We start from the raw sequence: 19,281 nt of genomic DNA on the forward strand, positions 1-19,281 counted from the left end.
TCGCGAGGGGGACGGACCCCTCTTGCGAGGGGCGTACGGTGCCGCGGTCCGGCGCGGGTGCGGGGGTTCGCCCCGCGGCCCGCGCCGGGCCGGGTGGGGGGTTCAGGGCGTGCCGGTGGCCGCGCGGGTGCGCTGGGTGGTGCGGTCCAGGACCAGGCCGAGCAGCACGATGGCGACGCCGGCGGTGAGGCCGGTGCCCAGGTCGCTCTTCTGGAGCCCGTAGACGACGTCGTAGCCGAGGGCACCGGAGCCGACGAAGCCGCCGACGATGACCATGGCGAGGACGAGGACGACGCCCTGGTTGAGGGCGAGCATCAGCGCCGGGCGGGCCAGCGGCACCTGGACCTGGCGGATCTGCTGGAAGGTGCCCGCGCCCAGCGAGCGGGACGCCTCCAGCGCGGCGGGGTCCACCTGGCGCAGGCCCTGCACGGTGATCCGGACGACGGCGGGCAGCGCGTAGAGCACCGCGGCGGCGACCGCGGCCGAGCGCCCCACGTTGAACAGGGCGACCACCGGGATCAGGTAGATGAACTGCGGCAGGGTCTGCATGGTGTCGAGCACCGGCCGCAGCAGCCGTTCCACCACCGGCACCCGGGCGGCGAGCACGCCGATCAGGAAGCCGAGGACCAGGGTGACGACGACGCCCGCGACGGCCTGCGACAGCGTGTCGAGGGACCTGTTCCACACGTCGATGACGCCGACCCCGGCCATGGCCGCGGTGGCCGTGGCCATGGCGCCCCAGCCGCCGGCGAGGAGGCCGAGCACCGCGGCGACCAGGACCAGGACCCACCACGGGGTGCCGGTCAGACCGGACCGGATCGGGTCGAGCACCCAGGTGGTGAAGCCGTCGGCCCAGGTGCGGGTGCCGCCCAGGACGGGCACGCCCTCGGCGAGGTGGCCGGTGAACCAGTCCATGGCCCGGTTGACGGGCCGGGAGATGTTCACCGTCCACGGCTCGGGCCACTCCTCGATGAGCAGGAGGAAGCCCACCGCGGAGACCACCGTGGCCACGGCCGCCGTCAGGCCCCAGCCGGCCCAGCCGTGCAGCAGCGGGACGGGCGACGGGCCGGGGCCCTCACCGAGACGGTCACCGGCGGCCGCGGTGGTGCGGTCCAGCCAGACCGCCAGCAGCACGATGGGGATGCCCGCGGCGAGCGCCCTGCCGACGTCCACGGTGGACAGGGCCTGGAAGACCTCCTCGCCCAGGCCGCCGGCGCCGACCACGGAGGCGATGGTGACCATGGACAGGGCCATCATGATCGTCTGGTTGAGGCCGAGCAGGATCTCCTTGCGGGCCAGGGGCAGCCGCGCGGTCAGCAGCCGCTGCGCGGGGCTCGCGCCCAGCGACTGGGCCGCCTCCATCACGCCCGGGTCGGCACCGCGCAGGCCGAGCGCGGTGAGCCGGGCCATGGGCGGGGCCGCGTAGATGATCGTGGCGATCAGCGCGGACGGCACACCGATGCCGAACAGCAGCACCAGCGGCAGCAGATAGGCGAACGCCGGCATGATCTGCATGGTGTCCAGTACCGGGCGCAGTACCCGCTGGAAGCGGTCGGACAGGCCGCCGCCCAGGCCCAGCAGCCCGCCGACGACCGCGGACACCGCGACCGCGATCGCCATCAGGGCGAGGGTCTCCATGGTGGCTTCCCACATGCCGAGCACCCCGCACAGCGCGAAGCAGCCCAGGGTGACGCCGGCCAGCTTGAGGCCGCGCCGGCTCTGCAGGCCGCCGATGCGCCACGAGACCAGGACGGCGATCAGCGTCACCGGGAACCAGCCGACGTCGACCAGCAGGGCCGTCATCCAGCCGACGGAGTCGTCGGACCAGTTGCTCAGGTGGAGCAGGAAGTAGAGGAAGACGGGGTTGGTGTCCCGGTTGCGCACGACCCAGGAGTAGGCGTCGTCCAGCGGGGTCTTGACGTCGACGGTGAGTGCGGCGGGCCAGGTTCCGCTGCCCCACAGGGCCACCGCGACCGGCACGAGCACGGCCGCGGCGACCGCGAGCGGGATCAGGCGGCGCACCAGCGGGTGGACCGTACGGGAGCGCAGCGTCGGCGTTGCCTGCTCCTCGGCCGGTTCCACGGGCGGTGAGGGCGGCGCCGGAGTGGTCACGGCACTCATCCGCCGCACCCCCGCGCTGCTCGGGCGGCCGTGGCTCTGACGCAGGTGCTCATCGCACGGCCTCCTTCGCCAGGCTCGGGCCCCGGTCCAGGCCGGCGACGACCTTCAGCAGATCCACGTGGTCGACCCGGCCCAGGCAGCGGCCGTCCTCCACGACGCAGGCGGCCCGCCCCGTGCGGGCGACGGTCTCGACGGCGACGGAGACGACCGTGTCGGGGGCGAGGGCCCCCGGGTGGTCGGGGCCGCCGCAGTCGCCGGGGGTCATCGCGCTGCGGACGGTCATGACCTGGTCGCGCGGGACGTCCCGGACGAAGTCGCGGACGTAGTCGTCGGCGGGCGCGCCCACGATCTCCTCGGGGGTGCCCAGTTGCACCACGCGTCCGTCGCGCATCAGCGCGATCCGGTCACCGAGCCGGAGGGCTTCCTGGAGGTCGTGGGTGATGAAGACCATCGTGCGGCCCTCCTCGCGGTGCAGCCGGGTGACCTCCTCCTGCATGTCCCGCCGGATCAGCGGGTCGAGGGCGCTGAACGGCTCGTCGAAGAGGAGCACCTCGGGGTCGACGGCGAGGGCGCGGGCCAGGCCGACGCGCTGCTGCTGGCCGCCGGACAGCTGGGCGGGTCTGCGCTGTTCCATGCCCTCCAGGCCGACCTTCGCGACCACCTCGGCGGCCCGCTCACGGCGTTCCGCCTTGCCCATGCCCTGGATCTCCAGGCCGTAGGCGACGTTGTCGAGGACGGTGCGGTGCGGCAGCAGGCCGAAGTGCTGGAAGACCATGGCGGCGCGGTGCCGGCGCAGGGCGCGCAGCCGGGCCTTGTCCATGGCGAGGACGTCCTCGCCGTCGATGGCGACGGTGCCCGCGGTCGGCTCGATGAGCCGGGTCAGGCAGCGCACCAGGGTGGACTTGCCGGACCCGGACAGGCCCATGACGACGAAGACCTCGCCCCTGCGGACGTCGAAGCTCACGTCCCGCACGGCGGCGGTGCAGCCGGTGCGGGCGCGCAGTTCGGCGGGTTCGAGCGCGGCGAGCTCGGGGTCCGCGGGGACCCGCTCGGCCTTCGGGCCGAAGACCTTCCACAGGCCCTGGACGCGGAAGACCGGCGCGTCGTCCGCCGGGGTGTCCGGGGACGGGGCGGTGGCCTCGGCGGACTCGGCCGGGGTCGCGGGCTCGGCCGGGGTCGCGGGCTCGGCGGGGGTCGCGGGCTCGGCCGGGGTCGCGGGCTCGGCGGGGGTCGCGGGCTCGGCCGGGGCGGCGGGCTCGGCGGGGGTCACGGGCTCGGCGGACTCGGCGGGGGTGGAGGTGCTCATCGGGCATCCCCGCCGATCAGATCGACGGCCCGCTCGCCGACCATCAGCACCGCGATCATCGGGTTGACGGCGGTCATGGTCGGGAAGACGGAGGCGTCCGCGATGCGGATGCCCTCCAGGCCGCGGATCCTCAACTCGGGGTCCACTACCGCCTGTTCGTCGTCGACGGCGCCCATCCTGCAGGTGCCGGCCGGGTGGTAGACGGTGTGGGCGACCTTCCGGGCGTACTCGCTCAGCTCCTCGTCACCGGTGACGTCCGGGCCGGGCGCGACCTCACGCTTGAGCCAGTGGGCCAGCGGTTCGGTCTTGGCGATCTCGCGGGCGATGCGGATGCCGTCGACCAGGGTGCGGCCGTCGTAGTCGTCCTCGTCGGTGAAGTAGCGGAAGTCGAGGGCCGGCTTGACCTCGGGGTCGGCGCTGGTGAGGTAGAGACGGCCCCGGGACTTCGGCTTGGGGATGTTCGGGGTCATCGAGACGCCGAACTCCGGCCGCCGGTAGCCCAGTCGCTCCGGGTTGTCGGTGAACGGGATCTGGTAGAAGTGGAACATCAGGTCCGGGCCCGCGTGGTCCGGGTCGCGGCGCACGAACAGGCCGGCGTCGGAGTCCATCGCGGAGTTGTCCGGGATCGGCCCGTCCGTCTCCCACACGATCACGGACTCGGGGTGGTCCAGCAGGTTCTCGCCGACTCCGGGCAGGTCGTGCGCCACGGGTATGCCGAGCGCCTCCAGGTCGGCGCGCGGCCCGATGCCCGAGTGCAGCAGCAGCCGCGGCGAGTCGACGGCGCCCGCGCACAGCAGCACCTCGTTGCGGGCGGAGACCAGGATCTCCTCGCCGTCCTTGGTGCGGACGTGGACGCCGGTGGCGCGGGTCCCGTCGAGTTCCAGCCGGTACGCCCAGGTCTCCAGCAGGATCGTCAGGTTGGGCCGCTCGTCCATCACCGGGTGCAGGTAGGCCACCGACGCGGAGGACCGCTTGTTGTTCTCCGGGTGGTAGGCGAGGTCGAAGAAGCCGACGCCCTCCTGGAACGGCTTCTTGTTGAAGCTCTCGATCCGGGGCACTTCGAGGGCCTTCTGCGCCGCGTCGACGAAGTCGCGGGCGATGGCGTTCCGGTCCTTCTCGTCGACCGGCACGATGTTGTTCTTCAGCCGGGCGTAGTACGCCTCCATCTGCACCGCGCCCCAGCCGCGGGCGCCCGCCTGCTCCCACTCGTCCCAGTCGGACGGCAGCGGCTTGAAGGCGATGAGCGTGTTGTGCGAGGAGCAGCCGCCGAGCACCCGGGCGCGGCTGTGCCGGATGTGCGAGTTGCCGCGCGGCTGCTCGGTGGTGGGGTAGTCGTAGTCCAGTTCGCCGCCGAGCAGGCCCATCCAGCGGCGCAGGGTCAGGACGTCGTCGCGGCCGACGTCGCTGGGACCGCCCTCGATGACGGCGACGGTCACGTCCGGGTCCTCGGTCAGCCGCGAGGCGATGACGGAACCCGCCGTGCCGCCGCCGATGACGACGTAGTCGTACGCGTGGGTGTGTTCTGGCATGGAAGTGGTACTCCTCCGGGAACTGGGGACGGGTGGACGGAATGGACGACGGGGTCGACGCGGGGCGTCGAGAAAGGAGAGAGGGGCCGGCCGGGCACCGGCACGGGCCGCCGGCGCCACGGCCCGACACGGGTACGGCGGCGCACGGCGGCCGGGCGGTCGCCGTGCGGGGCGGGAACGGATCGCCGCCGCCCTCCGGCCGGGTCACGGCCCGCGGGGCGTCGGGTGACCGGGCGGCACACGGCGGCAGCGTGGCGCGCCGCGGCGGAGCCGGACGGCCCCGCGCGGCGGTGCGCCACGGGGCGTCACGCGGGTGGTGTGTCGCACTGGGCGGAGGTGCCCGGTCCACCGGCGGGTGGCCTGTGGCTCAGCCCGCGAACCAGCGCACCGGCTTGGGCGCGAGGTTCTGGTAGACGTGCTTGGTCTCGCGGTACTCGGCCAGTCCGGCCGGGCCCAGTTCGCGGCCCACGCCGCTCTTGCCGAAGCCGCCCCACTCCGCCTGCGGCAGGTAGGGGTGGAAGTCGTTGATCCACACCGTGCCGTGCCGCAGCCGGCCGGCCACCCGCCGGGCACGGCCCGCGTCGGTGGTCCACACCGCCCCGGCCAGGCCGTACTCGGTGTCGTTGGCGAGGGCGACCGCCTCGTCCTCGGTGCGGAAGGTCTCCACGGTGACGACCGGTCCGAAGACCTCCTCGCGCACCACGCGCATCTCGCGGTGGCAGTGGTCGAGGACGGTCGGCTCGTAGAAGTACCCGCCCGCGGGGCGGTCGTCGGACGGTTCGGGCCGCTTGCCGCCGGCGCGCAGCACCGCGCCCTCCTCCAGCGCGGAGGCCACGTACGCCTCGACTTTGTCGCGCTGCTGCGCGGAGACCAGCGGGCCGCACTCGACGCCCTCCGCGGTGCCCCGGCCGAGGCGGATCCGCTGGGCGCGGCGGGCGAGTTCGGCGACGAAGCGGTCGCGGACCGACTCCTCGACGATGAGCCGCGCACCGGCCGAGCAGACCTGGCCGCTGTGGATGAAGGCCGCGTTGAGGGCCTGGTCGACGGCGGTGTCGAAGTCCTCGTCGGTGGCGCAGGCGTCGGCGAAGACCACGTTGGGGTTCTTACCGCCGAGTTCGAGGGCGACCTTCTTCACGGTCGGCGCCGCCGCCCGGGCGACCTCGGTGCCGCTGGCCAGCCCGCCGGTGAAGGACACCAGGTCCACGTCGGGGTGCTCGGCCAGCCGGGCGCCGACGGTGTGCCCGGGGCCGGTGACGATGTTGGCCACCCCGGCCGGCAGCCCGGCCTCGATCAGCAGGTCGATGAGGGCGACGGTGCTCAGCGGGGTGATCTCACTGGGCTTGACGACGAACGTGTTGCCCGCGGCCAGCGCCGGAGCGATCTTCCAACTGGCCTGCAGCAGTGGGTAGTTCCACGGTGTGATCATGGCGCAGACGCCGACCGGCTCGTGCACGACCACGCTGTGGACGTCGGGCGAGCCCGCGTCCACGACCCGGCCGGGCGCCTCGCCCGCGACCAGGTCGGCGAAGTAGCGGAAGGCGTCGGCGACACAATCGATGTCGACGCGGCCCTCCTCCACGGTCTTCCCCGCGTCCCGGCTCTCCAGCAGACCCAGCCTCTCGCGGTCGCGGGTGAGCAGTGCGGCGACACGGCGCAGCAGTTCGGCCCGTTCGGCGACCGGGGTGCCGGGCCAGGAGCCCTCGTCGAAGGCGCGCCGCGCGGCGGTCACCGCCAGGTCCACGTCCTTCTCGTCGCCCTCCGCGACCACGGCGAAGGGCTGCGCGTCGGCGGGGTCGATGATCTCCCGCGTGGCGCCGGACACCGCCGCCCGCCACTCGCCCCCCGCGTGGATCGTGCCGCGCGCCTCGCGTTCCGTCTTGTCCGCCATGATCGGTGACTGCCTTCCGTTCCTGTTGCCCGCCCACGCGTCGCACGGATGCCGTCGCATGGGACCGGGTGCACCTGCCCCGGAAGGCCGAAAGCATGCGCGATTCCCGGCCGGAAGTGCGCCGAGTCACGGATGAGGGGGACACCGGGGGAGGAAACCCCCGGGCCGTGAGCGGACGGTCACGGCCCGGGGGCGGACACGGGGCGCGGAACGGGTGGCGGGCCCGGTCAGCCGGCGCCGCCGACGCAGGTGGTGCCCGGCGGGCAGAAACCGTCGAGTGCCGTCCGCAGCAACTGCCGCCGGCTCTCCCGGTCCTCCGCGTCGGGCCCGTAGGCGGCGACGGCGTAGACCTTGCCGTCGGCGGCGGTGAACCGCTCGTCCACCACGTGCCACGGCCCGACGTCGGGCTGGCCGGTGAGGGAGTCGACGAGGTACTCCAGCCGGGACACGGAGTCGTCGCCGGATCCGCCGTCCGTCAGGGAGAGTTCGGTGAAGCCCGGGGCCTTCTGCACCGCGTCCGAGAGGAACAGCGCGTGCGACTCGGCGGGCGACGCCTCGGACACCTCGAACACCTGGATCCGCCGGGTGCGGTCGGCGCTGTAGTAATTCACCACGTCGATCCCGTACTTGGAGCTCACCTCCTCACGGCTCCAGCCCTCCGGGCGGATGATGGTGAAGCCCTCGGGGTCGGTGAACAGCCGGTATCCGGCGGGCGGTTCGCCGACGAGCGGGGACGGTGCGGAGGCTGTTCCGCCGCCGTCCGGCGCGGACGGCGGCTGCCCCTGCGGGCCGGCCTCCGGGGACCCGGCCGTCGGCGACGGGCTCGCCGAGGCCGCCGGCTTGTCCGCCCGCTCGTCGGTGTCGCCCCCGGACCGCGCGGCCAGGGTGGCCACCAGCCCCAGGGTGACGCCGACGGCCGCGGCCCCGCCCACCACCAGCCACAGGCGCCGCCGGCCGGCGCCCGGGCCGGGCGCGGGCAGCGGGGTGCCCGGCGGGTGGGATCCGGAGGGGTAGGGGTCGGCCGGCGTCCAGGGCGGCGGGGTGACCCCGCCGGGGGGCGGGGGCGGTACCGGGCCGGGCCACTGAAGACCGGTGAGGGTCGGCGCGGACGGCGAGACGTCGGGCGCGGCCGGCGCGGCCGGCGTTCCGGCCGCGGTGGCGCCGGTGCCGTCCGCCGCGGGCGCTCCCGGGGCGCCGGGGCCCGCGGCCCCGCCGCCCGGCGCGGTGGGACCGGTGCCCGGGTCCCCGGCGGAGACCACCGTGGGCGTGGGCCACACGACCGCCGGGGGGCCGCCCTCGCCGGCCGCCGGCTCTCCCGGCGCTCCGCTCCCGGGGCCGGGGGCTCCGTCCCCGTCCGCCTCCTCCCACCGCTGGGAGTCCTCGTTCCAGTACCGCGGTCCCCCGGTCATGGCATCCCCCTCGTCTCGCTGGCCGCCCGCGTCACATGCCGAGCAGCCCCGCAACGGTAGCGGCCGAAGCCAGCACCGCCGTCAGGGCCTGGGCGTCCGTCAGGAGCTCCCGCACCCTGCGGCGGCGGGGCTCGCCCACCGCGCCGGTCCGGTCGATCTCGTCCTCGGTGTCCGCCAGCGCCTCGTCCAGCTGTGCGGTCTGCTCACTCTGCCGCACCCGGGCCAGATCCGCCCGCAGTTCGCGGACGGCCCGGAGAAGTTCCTCGACGCCGTCGTCCGCCCGGTCCGGCGCGTGGTGGTGGCCGACCGCCCGGGCGTGGCTGCCGACGGCGAAGGTACTGCCCGTGACGTTCCCGATCCGGACGCCCGGCTCCTCAGGTGTCATCTCTGCTGGGTCCTCTCTGCGGCCCCGGGCCGCGGTGGCCGGCGCGGGCGTGGTCGCCGACGGCGAAGGTGGACCCCTCGACCCGGCCGATGTGCACGGCGCCGTTGCTGACGTTGACGATCTTCTGTACGAACTCGCCGGTCTCGTAGCCCGCTTCGGCCAGGGCCCGGCGGACACCGCGTCCGATGCGGTCCTGGATGCTGCGCAGGTACCGGTCCACGTCCATCGTCTGGAACGTGGACCCGGAGGTCGCCGCCAGTTCCCGCACGGACACCTCGGGTCCCTCGGGGGGCAGGTCGGCGTGACCGTCCGTCAGCAGCCGCCACTGCTCCGCCGCGCCCCGGCACAGGGCGACCAGCGCGGGGCCCGCCGAGGCGGGCACCTCACCGAGTGCCGTGGCCACCCTGGCGAACGCGGGGGCGCTGCGCGCCCGGAGCGCGTCCCGTTCCACGTCCTTGAAGGCGGCCCGCACCGGGGACAGCACATGCGGGGCGATCTCCAGCATGAGCATGCCGCCCTGGGTGTGCACCCGCACGAAGACGGTGACGACCAGTTCCTCCTCCCACCCGCCGACGCGGATGCGCAGGAAGTGCCGCCGCCGCTCGCCGCCCTCCTCGACGGCCCGCGCACGGTGCTGCTCGAAGTCCCGCACGGACAGGGGCGCCTCGTCACGCCGGGCCAGCCCGTCGACGGGCAGGAACACGCACTCGTCGATCTCCAGCCGGCGCAACCGGTCACGGACGAGCGCCGGATCGGCGTGCGCGGCGGGCACCCGCAGCTGTTCGAGCATCGGGCGGACCTTGTCCAGGACGGCCCGGTTGCTGAGCGGCTGCTGCGCGGTGTCGGGGTCCGGCCGCAGTTCGACGGCGAGCACCCAGGTGTCACGCCGCGCTCCCGCTCCGCGGAACGGAGCGGCCTCGTCGTACAGGACCAACGGCGCGTGCTGCTCCCGGCGAATGCGCTCCATCACGCGCCGGAACCGCTCGCCGGCGGCCCGCTCGGCGGGGTCGTCGGCGAGTTCCGTGAAGCCGCCCTCGGACAGTTCCTCGACGAAGACGCGGGTGTACCGCTCCCGCCGGGTGGCGGCGCACAGTCCGACGAGGGCGAGCGTCCCGAGCCCGATCCAGGCCTGCCAGGGCTCCGCTCCGCCACCCCCGAGCACCGACGGCAGTCCGTCCGACGAGTCGGACGTCCCGCCCGAGCCGCCGTAGTACGACGACGAACCGTCGCCGTACGGGGAGGACGTGCCGTAGGAGGACCCGGAACCGTCCGCGGATCCCGGCCCGGACGAGGAACCGCCCCCGAACGCGACGCCCAGCAGCAGGGCGAGGGCGGCCACGAACAGGATCCACCCCACGACCAGGACGAGCGGCCGGTAGGCGGGGGCCGGGCGGCCGTCCTTGCGTCCGGGGGCGAGCGCGAGCACCAGACCCGCCAGCAGCGGCCCGGCCAGCAACCCGCCGCTGAGCGGCAGGCCCACCGCCCAGAGCGCCAGCACGGCGGCGGACCACTTCAGGTGCTCCCGCCGGGCCCGCAGCGCGTGCGCGAGGACCCGGGCCGCGTCGTGCCCGAGCGCGGTCGCGGCGATGTGGTGCTCCTTGACGTAGAGCTCGTCGATGACGCGCCGGCGGTACGCGGCGTCCTGGTAGGTCCCGGCGCACATCAGCCGGGTGGCCTCACTGCTGTGCGGCGGAACGGGCGGCGGGTCCGGGGGCGCGGGACTGCGCGGGTGCGGCGGCTGTCGCGGCACGGGAGCGGTGCTCATGCCGATCCTTCGGGAGCATGGGGCCGGAGGTGGCCCGGGGGTGAAGGTGCATCAGCATATAGGGTGGAGGAGAACGACAGGAATCAGAATGTCAAGATTGCCATCGTGTGATATGCGTCAACCTCTGGCCATGGCTGGCCTCCCGCGCCGCGTCCACGGACCGCCGACCGACGCTTGCCGGTTGCCGGTTGCCGACCGCTGATTGCCACCGCCGCCTGCCGACTGCCGGCCGCCTGCCGCCTGCCGCCTGCCGCCTGCCGCCCGGAGGGTCCGTTCCGCCCGGCGCACGGGTTCCGCCCGCTGCACGGGTTCCGCCCGGTGCACGGGTTCCGCGCGGTGCACGGGTTCCGCGCGATGCCCGCTCCGTCGGCGGAACAGCGGGCCCCCGCACCGGAAGGAACCGGTGCGGGGGCCTGGACCCGCGGGGACGCGTCGCGCGCCGGGCCCGGGGGCCCCGCGACGCGTCGGATCAGATGAGGCCGAGGCCGCGGACCGCCTCGCGCTCCTCCTCCAGCTCCTTGACGGAGGCGTCGATGCGCGCCCGGGAGAAGTCGTTGATCTCCAGGCCCTGGACGATCTCGTACGAGCCGTCCTTGACGGTGACCGGGAAGGAGGAGATGAGCCCCTCCGGCACGCCGTAGGAGCCGTCCGACGGGATGCCCATGGAGGCCCAGTCGCCCTCGGCCGTGCCGTTGACCCAGGTGTACACGTGGTCGATGGCGGCGTTGGCGGCGGACGCGGCCGACGACGCACCGCGGGCCTCGATGATCGCGGCGCCGCGCTTGGCGACGGTCGGGATGAAGTCCTCGGCCAGCCACTTCTCGTCGTTGACGACCTCGGCGGCGTTCTTGCCGGCGACGGTGGCGTGGAAGATGTCCGGGTACTGCGTCGCGGAGTGGTTGCCCCAGATCGTCAGCTTCTTGATCTCGGAGACCGGGACACCGGTCTTCTTCGACAGCTGGGTCAGCGCGCGGTTGTGGTCCAGCCGCGTCATCGCGGTGAACCGCTCGGCGGGCACGTCCGGCGCGGCGGCCTGGGCGATGAGGGCGTTGGTGTTGGCCGGGTTGCCGACGACCAGGACGCGGATGTCGTCCGCGGCGTGGGCGTTGATGGCCTGGCCCTGCGGCTTGAAGATGCCGCCGTTGGCCTCCAGGAGGTCACCGCGCTCCATGCCCTTGGTGCGCGGACGGGCACCCACGAGGAGCGCGACGTTGGCGCCGTCGAAGGCCACGTTCGGGTCGTCCGTGATGTCGATGCCCTGCAGGAGCGGGAACGCGCAGTCGTCCAGCTCCATGGCCGTGCCCTCGGCCGCCTTGAGCGCCGGGGTGATCTCCAGCAGGCGCAGCCTGACCGGCACGTCCGCGCCGAGCAGCTGGCCGGAGGCGATGCGGAAGAGCAGGGCGTAACCGATCTGGCCGGCCGCGCCGGTGACGGTGACGTTCACGGGAGTGCGGGTCATGGCGTTCTCCGTATGACAGCTGGCGGTGGGGCGGTCCCTGCCCCGGGGTGCGGGATCCCGCTTCCGGCTCGTGACCGGCGTCCGCCGTGACGACCGATCACCGGAACGGGAGGACCGCCGCCGGATGATCGATCTCTTGGCGTCAAGAGAGATCCAGCGGTCAGGCTATCGCGCATCCGTCCACCCGGACGGCCGGGCTCTCTGTGGCCCACCCCACAGAGCGACGGTGTCGTCCACACAGCGTGAGCGGCGGCTTTCGGTGCCCGCACGGATCGGGCCCACGAAGGAGAGAGGCGGCCGCCCGTCCGGGGAGAGGGGGACCGGGGCGGCCGCCGTCGGGGACCGCTGCCGGCTCCCGTGGGGGTACTGGTTCGCCTGCCCCGGCGGAGGCGGCCCATACCCGTCACCACACATCCCCCACGAAGCCCGTTCGAGACCCCCATGCCCCGCCGGCGGGCACCGGGGAGCCACGGCGCCGGCCGGGCCGGGACCCGGCGCGGGGGCGCGTCACCGGCGGGCCGGCCGCCGGCGCCCCGGCCGCGTCACTCGGTGCAGCCCTCCTCGCCGGAGGCCAGCACCGCGCAGGCGTTCGCCTGTTCCGCGTTCTTCACGGCCACCATCGCGGTGTAGGTGACGGTGTCGCCGGCCTCGGTGATGTCGTTGGCCTGCTTGGCCTTGCCGGCGCTGATCTCGACCGCGTCGCCCTGGGCGGCCTGGGTGATGCGCCCCCAGGCGGCGGCGCAGGTCTCGCTGTAGCGGACCTCGACGGTGGCGGTGCCGACGGTGGCCGTCTTGGCCGTGGTCACGAGGTCGCCGCTGCACCCCATGTTCTCCGCGTCCTTGCCCGTGCAGCTGTCACCGCTGCACTTGACCCCGGGCGGCAGGTTCGCGTCGGCGGACGCGCTGGGCGACGGGGACGTGGCGACGGTGTCCTTGTCCTTGGCGTCCTCGGTGCCGGTGACGTAGAGCCCGGCGGCGACCACCACCAGGGCGCCGATGGCGCCCGCGACGAACGTCCAGGTGCGCCGCTTGCCGCCCGGTCCACCCGGGCCGCCCGAGCGCGCGCGCCCCGCGCCCCCCGCGGGCGGTGCGCCGTGCGCGCCGGAGGAGCCGGGGGCGCGCCCGCGCCCCGCGGGCGGCGTGGCGCCATGACCGGGACGGCCGTACTGCGCCGACGGCCCGCCCTGGCCGGTGACTCCCCAGGAGTTGACGTCGGAGGCGCCCTCGGGCCCGCCGACGGCGTCCCGGACGTCCGAGGCGGTCGGCTGCGGAGGAACGGACGGCGAGACGCCGGCCGGACCGGCGACCCCCGGCCGGACCGCGGCGCCGCCCTTGCGCGGTCTGCCGCCGCTCCCGGGCCCGGCGAGTTCGCTGAGCGCCGCGCGCGCCTGGGAGATCCGGATGGCCTCCATGGTCATGTCGTGACGCATCTCCGAGCGGCTCCAGGCACGCTCGGCGAGCTCCCACATGGTGGTGAGGTGCGTCGGGTTGGTGCCGGTGACCTCGGCCAGCGCCACGATCGCGCCTTTGGGCGCGAGCAGCCGGCCGTTGAGATACCGCTCCCAGGACGTCTTGCTGTAACCCGTCCGGTCGGAGACCGACGCGACGCTCAGGCCGCTGCGGTCCACCACCCGCCTGAGCTGGCTGGTGAACTCCCTGATCTGCGGATCGAGTTCCTCAGGCAAGGCCTTCCAACGAGGCATTGCTTCCCCCCTCTTCCCCCCGGTACGTGCTGGTGTTTCCCTCGCGCATGGTGCCCTTTGGCCGAGTCCGGTTCTGGCTACCCACAGGGATGCCGCCAGTGAGGATCTCAGTTCCCGGGGTGGGGGCGCACGGGAGCGTCAGGGCGCGGGCGTGCACCCTCGCACGCCTACTTGCTTGGACCCAGTCTCCCACCGGCGGCCCCCTGTTCCGAACGGAACCCGGCACAAGCGCACGGAACGCCCCGCAATTTCCGCATTGTCCGGTACGGGACGACCGCAGCCCCTCGGTCTCGGGCCCGGACGGAAACCTCACGAACACCTCGGGAACACCTGAGCCCCCGCTCGGAACATCCGCCCTGGCGCCCTCCCCACCGCACCCCGGACGCACACCCTCACCGCCCGGACACGAAGGTCGCGAGGCGGTCCGGGGGATCCGGGGCGCGTAGCGGAACGGTCACTTCCGTGCCACAGCGGCACCACACCCGTTGAACAGGCCGTTCGCCGTACCGGAAGGTTGTTCCCGACGGCGGCCCGTCCTTTCACGGGGGTGAGGGCGGGCCGCCGCCGTACGACGCGCCGAGCCCCGGCGTCCGGATCAGGGCGCGGGGAACCGGCGGTGACGGGACCGTCCCGAACGGCGGGCCGGCTAACCGCTGACGGTGAAGTGCAGCAGGTCCTTCAGGAACGGGATCTGCAGCTTGGGATCCGGCTGGACCATCAGCGCCAGCACCACGATCCCGGTGCCGAGCACCCCGTACGTGACGATGTCCGTGAACCGGGAGCGCACGGCGAGCATGCCGACGTCCGGCACCACCCAGCGCAGCACGGCGCCGGTGAGCAGCGCCACCCCGACCAGCAGGGTGCCGAGCCGGAACAGGTCGGACGCGGTCAGCAGCAGCCCCAGCCCGACCAGGAGCAGCACGGCCAGGATCGGCCACTGCCGGGCGGGCGCCGGGGCATCACCCGCGGCCGCCCGGCCACCGCCCTCGGGGCGCGCCGTGTCCCGGGTGAACAGCGGGAAGCGGCGGGTGGCGCGCCGGGGCCGCCCCTGGGCGTCGGGCGCGCTGACGGGGTCCCGCACGACGATCTCCTCGCCGGAGATCTCCTCGTCGGAGATCTCTTCGTCGGAGGCGTCCTGTTCGCGCTCCTCGGCCCGCTCCCCCTCCGCGCGGGCGTCGGGTCCGTCCTCCTCGACGGCCCGGGGCTCTCCGGCCCGCTCCCCGTCCGCCAGGGCTTCACCCTCCGCGCCGGAGCCGCCGTCGGGGCGTTCGCCGGCCGTCTCCGTCCGGTGGTCGTCCTCACGGGCGCCGGGGTGCGCGGCGTGGTCCTCGACGGGCTCGTCGCCCGCGTCGCGCACCCGCTCCCCGGCGCCGCGGGTGCTCCGCTCAGCCGACACTGCGCTCCGCCGCCTCGACCACGTTGACCAGCAGCTGGGCCCGGGTCATCGGGCCGACGCCGCCGGGGTTCGGGGAGATCCAGCCGGCCACCTGGGCCACGTCGGGGTGGACGTCGCCGACGATCTTCCCCTCGGCACTGCGGGAGACACCGACGTCCAGCACGGCCGCGCCCGGCTTGACGTCCTCCGCCCGGATCAGGTGCGCGCTGCCCGCGGCGGCGACGATGATGTCCGCGCGCCTGAGGTGGGCCGACAGGTCACGGGTACCGGTGTGGCACTGGGTCACCGTGGCGTTCTCGCTGCGCCGGGTCAGCAGCAGCGGCATCGGGCGGCCGATGGTGACACCGCGGCCGACGACCACCACCTCGGCCCCCTTGATCTCCACGCCGTAGCGGCGCAGCAGGGTCAGCACGCCGTTCGGGGTGCAGGGCAGCGGGGCCGGCTCGTTGAGGACGAGACGCCCGAGGTTCATCGGGTGCAGGCCGTCGGCGTCCTTGTCGGGGTCCATCAGTTCGAGGATGCGGTTCTCGTCGATGCCCCGGGGCAGCGGCAGCTGGACGATGTAACCGGTGCAGGCCGGGTCCTCGTTCAGCTCGCGGACGACCGCCTCGATCTCGTCCTGCGTGGCCGTGGCCGGCAGCTCGCGCTGGATGGAGGCGATGCCGACCTGCGCGCAGTCCCGGTGCTTGCCGGCGACGTACTTCTGGCTTCCGGGGTCCTCCCCGACGAGGATCGTGCCGAGGCCGGGCGTGACGCCCTTCTCCTTCAGCGCCGCCACGCGGGCGGTCAGATCGGACTTGATCGCGGCTGCGGTGGCCTTGCCATCGAGAATCTGGGCGGTCATGACCCCATCCTCCCGGATGACAGGCCCCCGGTTCCAATCAGCCCGGACGACGCACGGCAGCAACGTCCGCGAACGCGCACACCGCGACCGCCGCCCTCCCCGTCCGCCCTTGTCCCGGGCCGTTCCGCCGCGCGGCCGGACATGATCGACGATGTTGCACTTGCACAACACCTGCCGCGCTCGGCTGGACAAGTAAGAGAAAGGTCAAGAACGATGAGCCCAGAAGTGCCGCGGGCAGAACCGGGGGGACGGACCGCATCCACAGGACTTCCTCCGAGCCGTGCACGCGTCGTCCCCGCACGAGCGACAACGGAGGAAGGACCGCCATGAGTTTCGGCGACCCGAACAACCCCTACGGCCAGCCGCCCCAGCAGCCCCAGCAGGGCTACGGCCATCCCCAGTACCCCGGCACCCCGCAGCAGGGCGGTTACGGATACCCGGCGGCGCCGGCCTACGGCGGTCCACCGCCCGCGCAGATGCCGATGCCCGGCACGGTGAAGGCCGCCCGCGTCATGCTGTTCGTCCTCGGCGGCCTGCAGGTCGTCGGCGGCCTGTTCATGATGATCGCCTCCAGCTGGTTCACCGAGTACTTCGAGGACGCCGCCAACAGCGATCCGAACCTCTCCGCCGAGGATGCCGACCGGGTCGTCAGCATCGGCGTCGGTGTCATGATCGTGGTCGGCGCGATCGTGGTCGCCTTCGCCCTGTGGGCGATCCTCACCGCGGTGAAGTTCGGCACGGGCGGCGGCGGCATTCGCGTCTCCGCGATCGTCTACGCCTCTTTCACCATCCTGTTCAGTCTGATCAGCCTGGCGAGCGCCAACGTCTTCGCCCTGATCAGCCTGGTGATGGGCATCCTGATCGTCGTCTACTGCGCCAACCGGAACGGCGCCGCCTGGTTCAACCGGCCCAAGTTCTAGCGTCCGGGCGCCGGTTGCTCCCCGCGCCGGCCCGCCCGTACCACTCACACGGGGCCGACCGGGGGGCTCCTCACGGGAGCCGCATGGGCCTGGCCCGGGCCCCAGGAGAGCAGCCGTGCACCGCGCGGTCGACGCGCCTCCGCCGACCGCCGTGCCCTGGGGGCCCGCCCGCTACCGCGAGCGACGCGGGCCGCACGAGCGGCGTCCCCCGAGCACCGCCGTCCGATCCGGAGCAGTGCTCAGGCGGTCGGCGTGGCCGGGGCGGGCTTGGCGGACGTGACCGGCTCGGACCCGTCGAGGTCGGCCGGGGCGGCGCCGTCACGCCCGGCCGGGTTCCGGAGGTTGAGCACCACCAGGAACGTCAGCGCGATACCGGCGGCGATCGCCCAGGTGGCGGTGGTGACGCCGTCCATCAGCTGCCCGGTGTCCGCGGGACCGCCGCCGCCTGCCGCGTCGGCGACGGCGATCAGCACGGCCAGACCGACGGCCCCGCCGATCTGCTGGCCGGTCGTCGCGATACCGGAGCCGATGCCCTGGTCGGCTGCCCGGACCCCGGTGGTGGCCGCGGCGAACATGGTGGTGAACACGATCCCCTGGCCCAGCGAGAGCACCAGCAGCGCCGGCGCGATCGAAGCGTACGAGGCGTCCCGGCCGAGCGTCAGCGCGAGGACGACGGTGCCCGCCAGCCCCAGGGTCAGACCGATGAACAGGGTGGTGCGCACCCCGAACCTGGTGGCCCACCTGCCGCCCACGACGGTGCCGACGAGGACACTGCCGGACGGCAGGACGAAGGCGAACCCCGTGGTCCAGGCGCTGTGACCCTGCACGACCTGCCAGTACTGGGTGAGGAAGTAGGCCAGCGCACCGAAGGTGGCCATGAACAGGAAGGTGATGCCGGCACCGGTCGACAGGTTGCGGTTGCCGAACAGCCGCAACGGCACCATCGGGGCCGCGCCGCGGCTCTCGATGACCAGGAACAGCGCGAAGGCGGCCACGGCCACGCCCAGCGCGGCCAGCACCTGACCGGAGCCCCAGCCCGCCTCCGGACCCTGCACGAGGGCGAACACGAACAGGGTGGAGCCGAGGGTGCCGGTGACGGCGCCCGGCAGGTCGAAGCCACCGTCCGCCCGCGCAGTGTCGTCGGGCAGCAGCCACATCGCCACGGCCATGGCGGCACCCGCCAGCAGCACGTTGACGTGGAAGACCGAGGGCCAGCCGAAGGTGTCGGTGAGCAGACCGCCGAGGATGGAGCCGAGCACCATGCCGGAGCCGCCGGCACCGCCCCAGACGGACAGGGCACGGTTGCGCTCGGCCCCCTCCGCGAAGAGCGTCGTGACCAGGGACAGGGTGGCCGGCGCGAGGAAGGCACCGCCCAGGCCCTGTACGGCCCGGGCCACGATGAGCAGCCACGGCCCCTCGGCGAACGCGCCCGCCAGGGACGACGCGGCGTACAGGAAGAGGCCGAGGACGAACATCCGCCGGCGGCCGAAGAGGTCGGTGGCCCGGCCGCCGAGCAGCAGGAACCCGCCGAAGGCGACGGCGTAGGCGGAGACCACCCACTGGAGGTCCTGGGCGGCGAAGCCGAGGTCCGAGCCGATCTCCGGCAGGGAGACGAAGACGATGTTGTAGTCGATCGCGATGATCATCTGGGCGAAGGCGAGCAGTGCGAGCACCGCTCCCAGACGACGCGGCCGTGTCGAGTGGATGCCGGACACGCCGGTTCCTTTCGTGAGGGACATCGAGGGACGGAAGGCCCCGGGGACGCGAAAGCCCCGGGGGGAGGGAAAGAGAAGGGGACGGCAGGACGGGACGGGGAGCAGGGCGGCGACCGAACGGAGGGCGGATCAGCCCGTGGACACGGCGCTGCGCCTCCCGTTGGCACGGCGCTGCGCCTCGTGCCCCTCGCCTTTCCGTCGTGCGGATGAGCGGGCCGTCGGATTCCGGAGAGGGATGACCGGGCCGGCGGCCGGCCGCGCCGGAACGCCGCCGCAGCCGCGTGTGGCGGTCACGGCAGCCACCACGCCGGTGGTGACCCGGCCGGATCCCGCACGCCGAGGCCGCGGTTGGGCCGGTGCCGTGGGGGACTTCGGGGTGACCGCCATGGAGGACATGGCTCCAGGCTCGGCCGGACGCCGGTGCCCCACCAGTGCGGGCGGAACATAGTGGTCGCGCCAACAGGCACGAGAGGCCCGGGGTTTGCGCACTGAGGCGTCCTGGCGAGTCAGGGCGGGTCAAGGCGAGTGACGGTGAGTCACGGTGAGACGCCCCGTTCGCGCCGGCGGCCTGGGCCCGGCGGCGGGGGCAGCGCAGGCCCGACGACGGGGGCCGCGCCGGTGGGCGGGAACCGGCCGGGAGCCGCACCAGGATCGCACCGGGATCGCCACGCGCCCGCCGCAGGACCGCCGGAACGCAGCGGGCGGGACACGGCGGGCGGAATACTGCGGGGGGGGGTGCCCCTATCTCTTTCGTCAAGGGGCGGGTCGGTTGATTGGTGATGTTTCAGGTGGCTTGGGGGGCGGTGTGAGGTTGGAAGAACGTGCCGTCGCGGAGCATGGC

Annotated in this window: 13 protein-coding genes; 1 reads left to right on the forward strand and 12 read right to left on the reverse strand. The window is 73.9% G+C overall.

All coding sequences use genetic code 11. The annotated features are described in order from the left end of the window. Nucleotides 1-102 precede the first annotated feature (102 nt). From AC02VZ_RS17740 to AC02VZ_RS17790, 11 genes are all read right to left on the reverse strand, one after another. Complete coding sequence (locus AC02VZ_RS17740) at nucleotides 103-2,121, reverse strand: ABC transporter permease (RefSeq protein ID WP_432057668.1); 2,019 nt, start codon at nucleotides 2,119-2,121, stop codon at nucleotides 103-105. Between the two features lie 49 nt (nucleotides 2,122-2,170). Then, complete coding sequence (locus AC02VZ_RS17745) at nucleotides 2,171-3,427, reverse strand: quaternary amine ABC transporter ATP-binding protein (RefSeq protein WP_432057669.1); 1,257 nt, start codon at nucleotides 3,425-3,427, stop codon at nucleotides 2,171-2,173. Beyond that, on the reverse strand, nucleotides 3,424-4,956 hold the full coding sequence (locus tag AC02VZ_RS17750) for a GMC family oxidoreductase (protein WP_432057670.1): 1,533 nt from the start codon (nucleotides 4,954-4,956) through the stop codon (nucleotides 3,424-3,426). The genes AC02VZ_RS17745 and AC02VZ_RS17750 overlap by 4 nt, the downstream gene beginning before the upstream one ends. A 367-nt stretch (nucleotides 4,957-5,323) precedes the next feature. After that, nucleotides 5,324-6,844: an aldehyde dehydrogenase family protein gene (locus tag AC02VZ_RS17755; RefSeq protein ID WP_432057671.1), complete on the reverse strand. Its 1,521-nt coding sequence runs from the start codon at nucleotides 6,842-6,844 to the stop codon at nucleotides 5,324-5,326. Nucleotides 6,845-7,071: 227 nt separating this feature from the next. Further along, nucleotides 7,072-8,253 carry a hypothetical protein gene (locus tag AC02VZ_RS17760; protein ID WP_432057672.1) on the reverse strand — a complete coding sequence of 394 codons (1,182 nt, stop codon included), beginning with the start codon at nucleotides 8,251-8,253 and terminating at the stop codon, nucleotides 7,072-7,074. A 31-nt stretch (nucleotides 8,254-8,284) separates the two neighbouring features. Further along, a complete protein-coding gene (locus AC02VZ_RS17765; RefSeq protein ID WP_432057673.1) occupies nucleotides 8,285-8,638 on the reverse strand; it encodes a hypothetical protein in 354 nt (117 codons plus the stop codon). Beyond that, on the reverse strand, nucleotides 8,628-10,403 hold the full coding sequence (locus tag AC02VZ_RS17770; RefSeq protein ID WP_432057674.1) for a hypothetical protein: 1,776 nt from the start codon (nucleotides 10,401-10,403) through the stop codon (nucleotides 8,628-8,630). Before AC02VZ_RS17770 ends, AC02VZ_RS17765 begins: the two co-directional genes overlap by 11 nt. Nucleotides 10,404-10,872: 469 nt before the next feature. Then, a complete protein-coding gene (locus AC02VZ_RS17775) occupies nucleotides 10,873-11,862 on the reverse strand; it encodes a malate dehydrogenase (RefSeq protein ID WP_432057675.1) in 990 nt (329 codons plus the stop codon). Nucleotides 11,863-12,404: 542 nt separating this feature from the next. After that, entirely contained in the window at nucleotides 12,405-13,565 is a 1,161-nt protein-coding gene (locus AC02VZ_RS17780) for a helix-turn-helix domain-containing protein (RefSeq protein WP_432057676.1), read from the reverse strand. 646 nt (nucleotides 13,566-14,211) lie between these two features. Next, nucleotides 14,212-14,682, reverse strand: coding sequence for a DUF3017 domain-containing protein (locus AC02VZ_RS17785; protein WP_432057692.1), 471 nt, complete (start codon nucleotides 14,680-14,682; stop codon nucleotides 14,212-14,214). Nucleotides 14,683-14,950: 268 nt separating this feature from the next. Beyond that, nucleotides 14,951-15,805 carry a bifunctional methylenetetrahydrofolate dehydrogenase/methenyltetrahydrofolate cyclohydrolase gene (locus AC02VZ_RS17790; RefSeq protein ID WP_432057677.1) on the reverse strand — a complete coding sequence of 285 codons (855 nt, stop codon included), beginning with the start codon at nucleotides 15,803-15,805 and terminating at the stop codon, nucleotides 14,951-14,953. A gap of 326 nt (nucleotides 15,806-16,131) precedes the next feature. On the opposite strand from AC02VZ_RS17790, the gene AC02VZ_RS17795 reads away from it, so the two are divergent. Continuing rightward, entirely contained in the window at nucleotides 16,132-16,725 is a 594-nt protein-coding gene (locus AC02VZ_RS17795) for a hypothetical protein (RefSeq protein WP_432057678.1), read from the forward strand. Between the two features lie 239 nt (nucleotides 16,726-16,964). Here AC02VZ_RS17795 and AC02VZ_RS17800 read toward each other — a convergent pair whose 3' ends face one another. Beyond that, entirely contained in the window at nucleotides 16,965-18,440 is a 1,476-nt protein-coding gene (locus AC02VZ_RS17800; protein ID WP_432057679.1) for an MFS transporter, read from the reverse strand. Nucleotides 18,441-19,281: the final 841 nt, after the last annotated feature.

It is taken from the genome of Streptomyces sp. 3-6 (assembly GCF_056323165.1).

Excerpts from the sequence above, each read along its gene's own strand:
- AC02VZ_RS17740 (WP_432057668.1), bottom strand. The coding sequence starts at position 2,121 with ATGAGTGCCGTGACCACTCCGGCGCCGCCCTCACCGCCCGTGGAACCG.
- AC02VZ_RS17745 (WP_432057669.1), bottom strand. The coding sequence starts at position 3,427 with ATGAGCACCTCCACCCCCGCCGAGTCCGCCGAGCCCGTGACCCCCGCC.
- AC02VZ_RS17750 (WP_432057670.1), bottom strand. The coding sequence starts at position 4,956 with ATGCCAGAACACACCCACGCGTACGACTACGTCGTCATCGGCGGCGGC.
- AC02VZ_RS17755 (WP_432057671.1), bottom strand. The coding sequence starts at position 6,844 with ATGGCGGACAAGACGGAACGCGAGGCGCGCGGCACGATCCACGCGGGG.
- AC02VZ_RS17760 (WP_432057672.1), bottom strand. The coding sequence starts at position 8,253 with ATGACCGGGGGACCGCGGTACTGGAACGAGGACTCCCAGCGGTGGGAG.
- AC02VZ_RS17765 (WP_432057673.1), bottom strand. The coding sequence starts at position 8,638 with ATGACACCTGAGGAGCCGGGCGTCCGGATCGGGAACGTCACGGGCAGT.
- AC02VZ_RS17770 (WP_432057674.1), bottom strand. The coding sequence starts at position 10,403 with ATGAGCACCGCTCCCGTGCCGCGACAGCCGCCGCACCCGCGCAGTCCC.
- AC02VZ_RS17775 (WP_432057675.1), bottom strand. The coding sequence starts at position 11,862 with ATGACCCGCACTCCCGTGAACGTCACCGTCACCGGCGCGGCCGGCCAG.
- AC02VZ_RS17780 (WP_432057676.1), bottom strand. The coding sequence starts at position 13,565 with ATGCCTCGTTGGAAGGCCTTGCCTGAGGAACTCGATCCGCAGATCAGG.
- AC02VZ_RS17790 (WP_432057677.1), bottom strand. The coding sequence starts at position 15,805 with ATGACCGCCCAGATTCTCGATGGCAAGGCCACCGCAGCCGCGATCAAG.
- AC02VZ_RS17795 (WP_432057678.1), top strand. The coding sequence starts at position 16,132 with ATGAGTTTCGGCGACCCGAACAACCCCTACGGCCAGCCGCCCCAGCAG.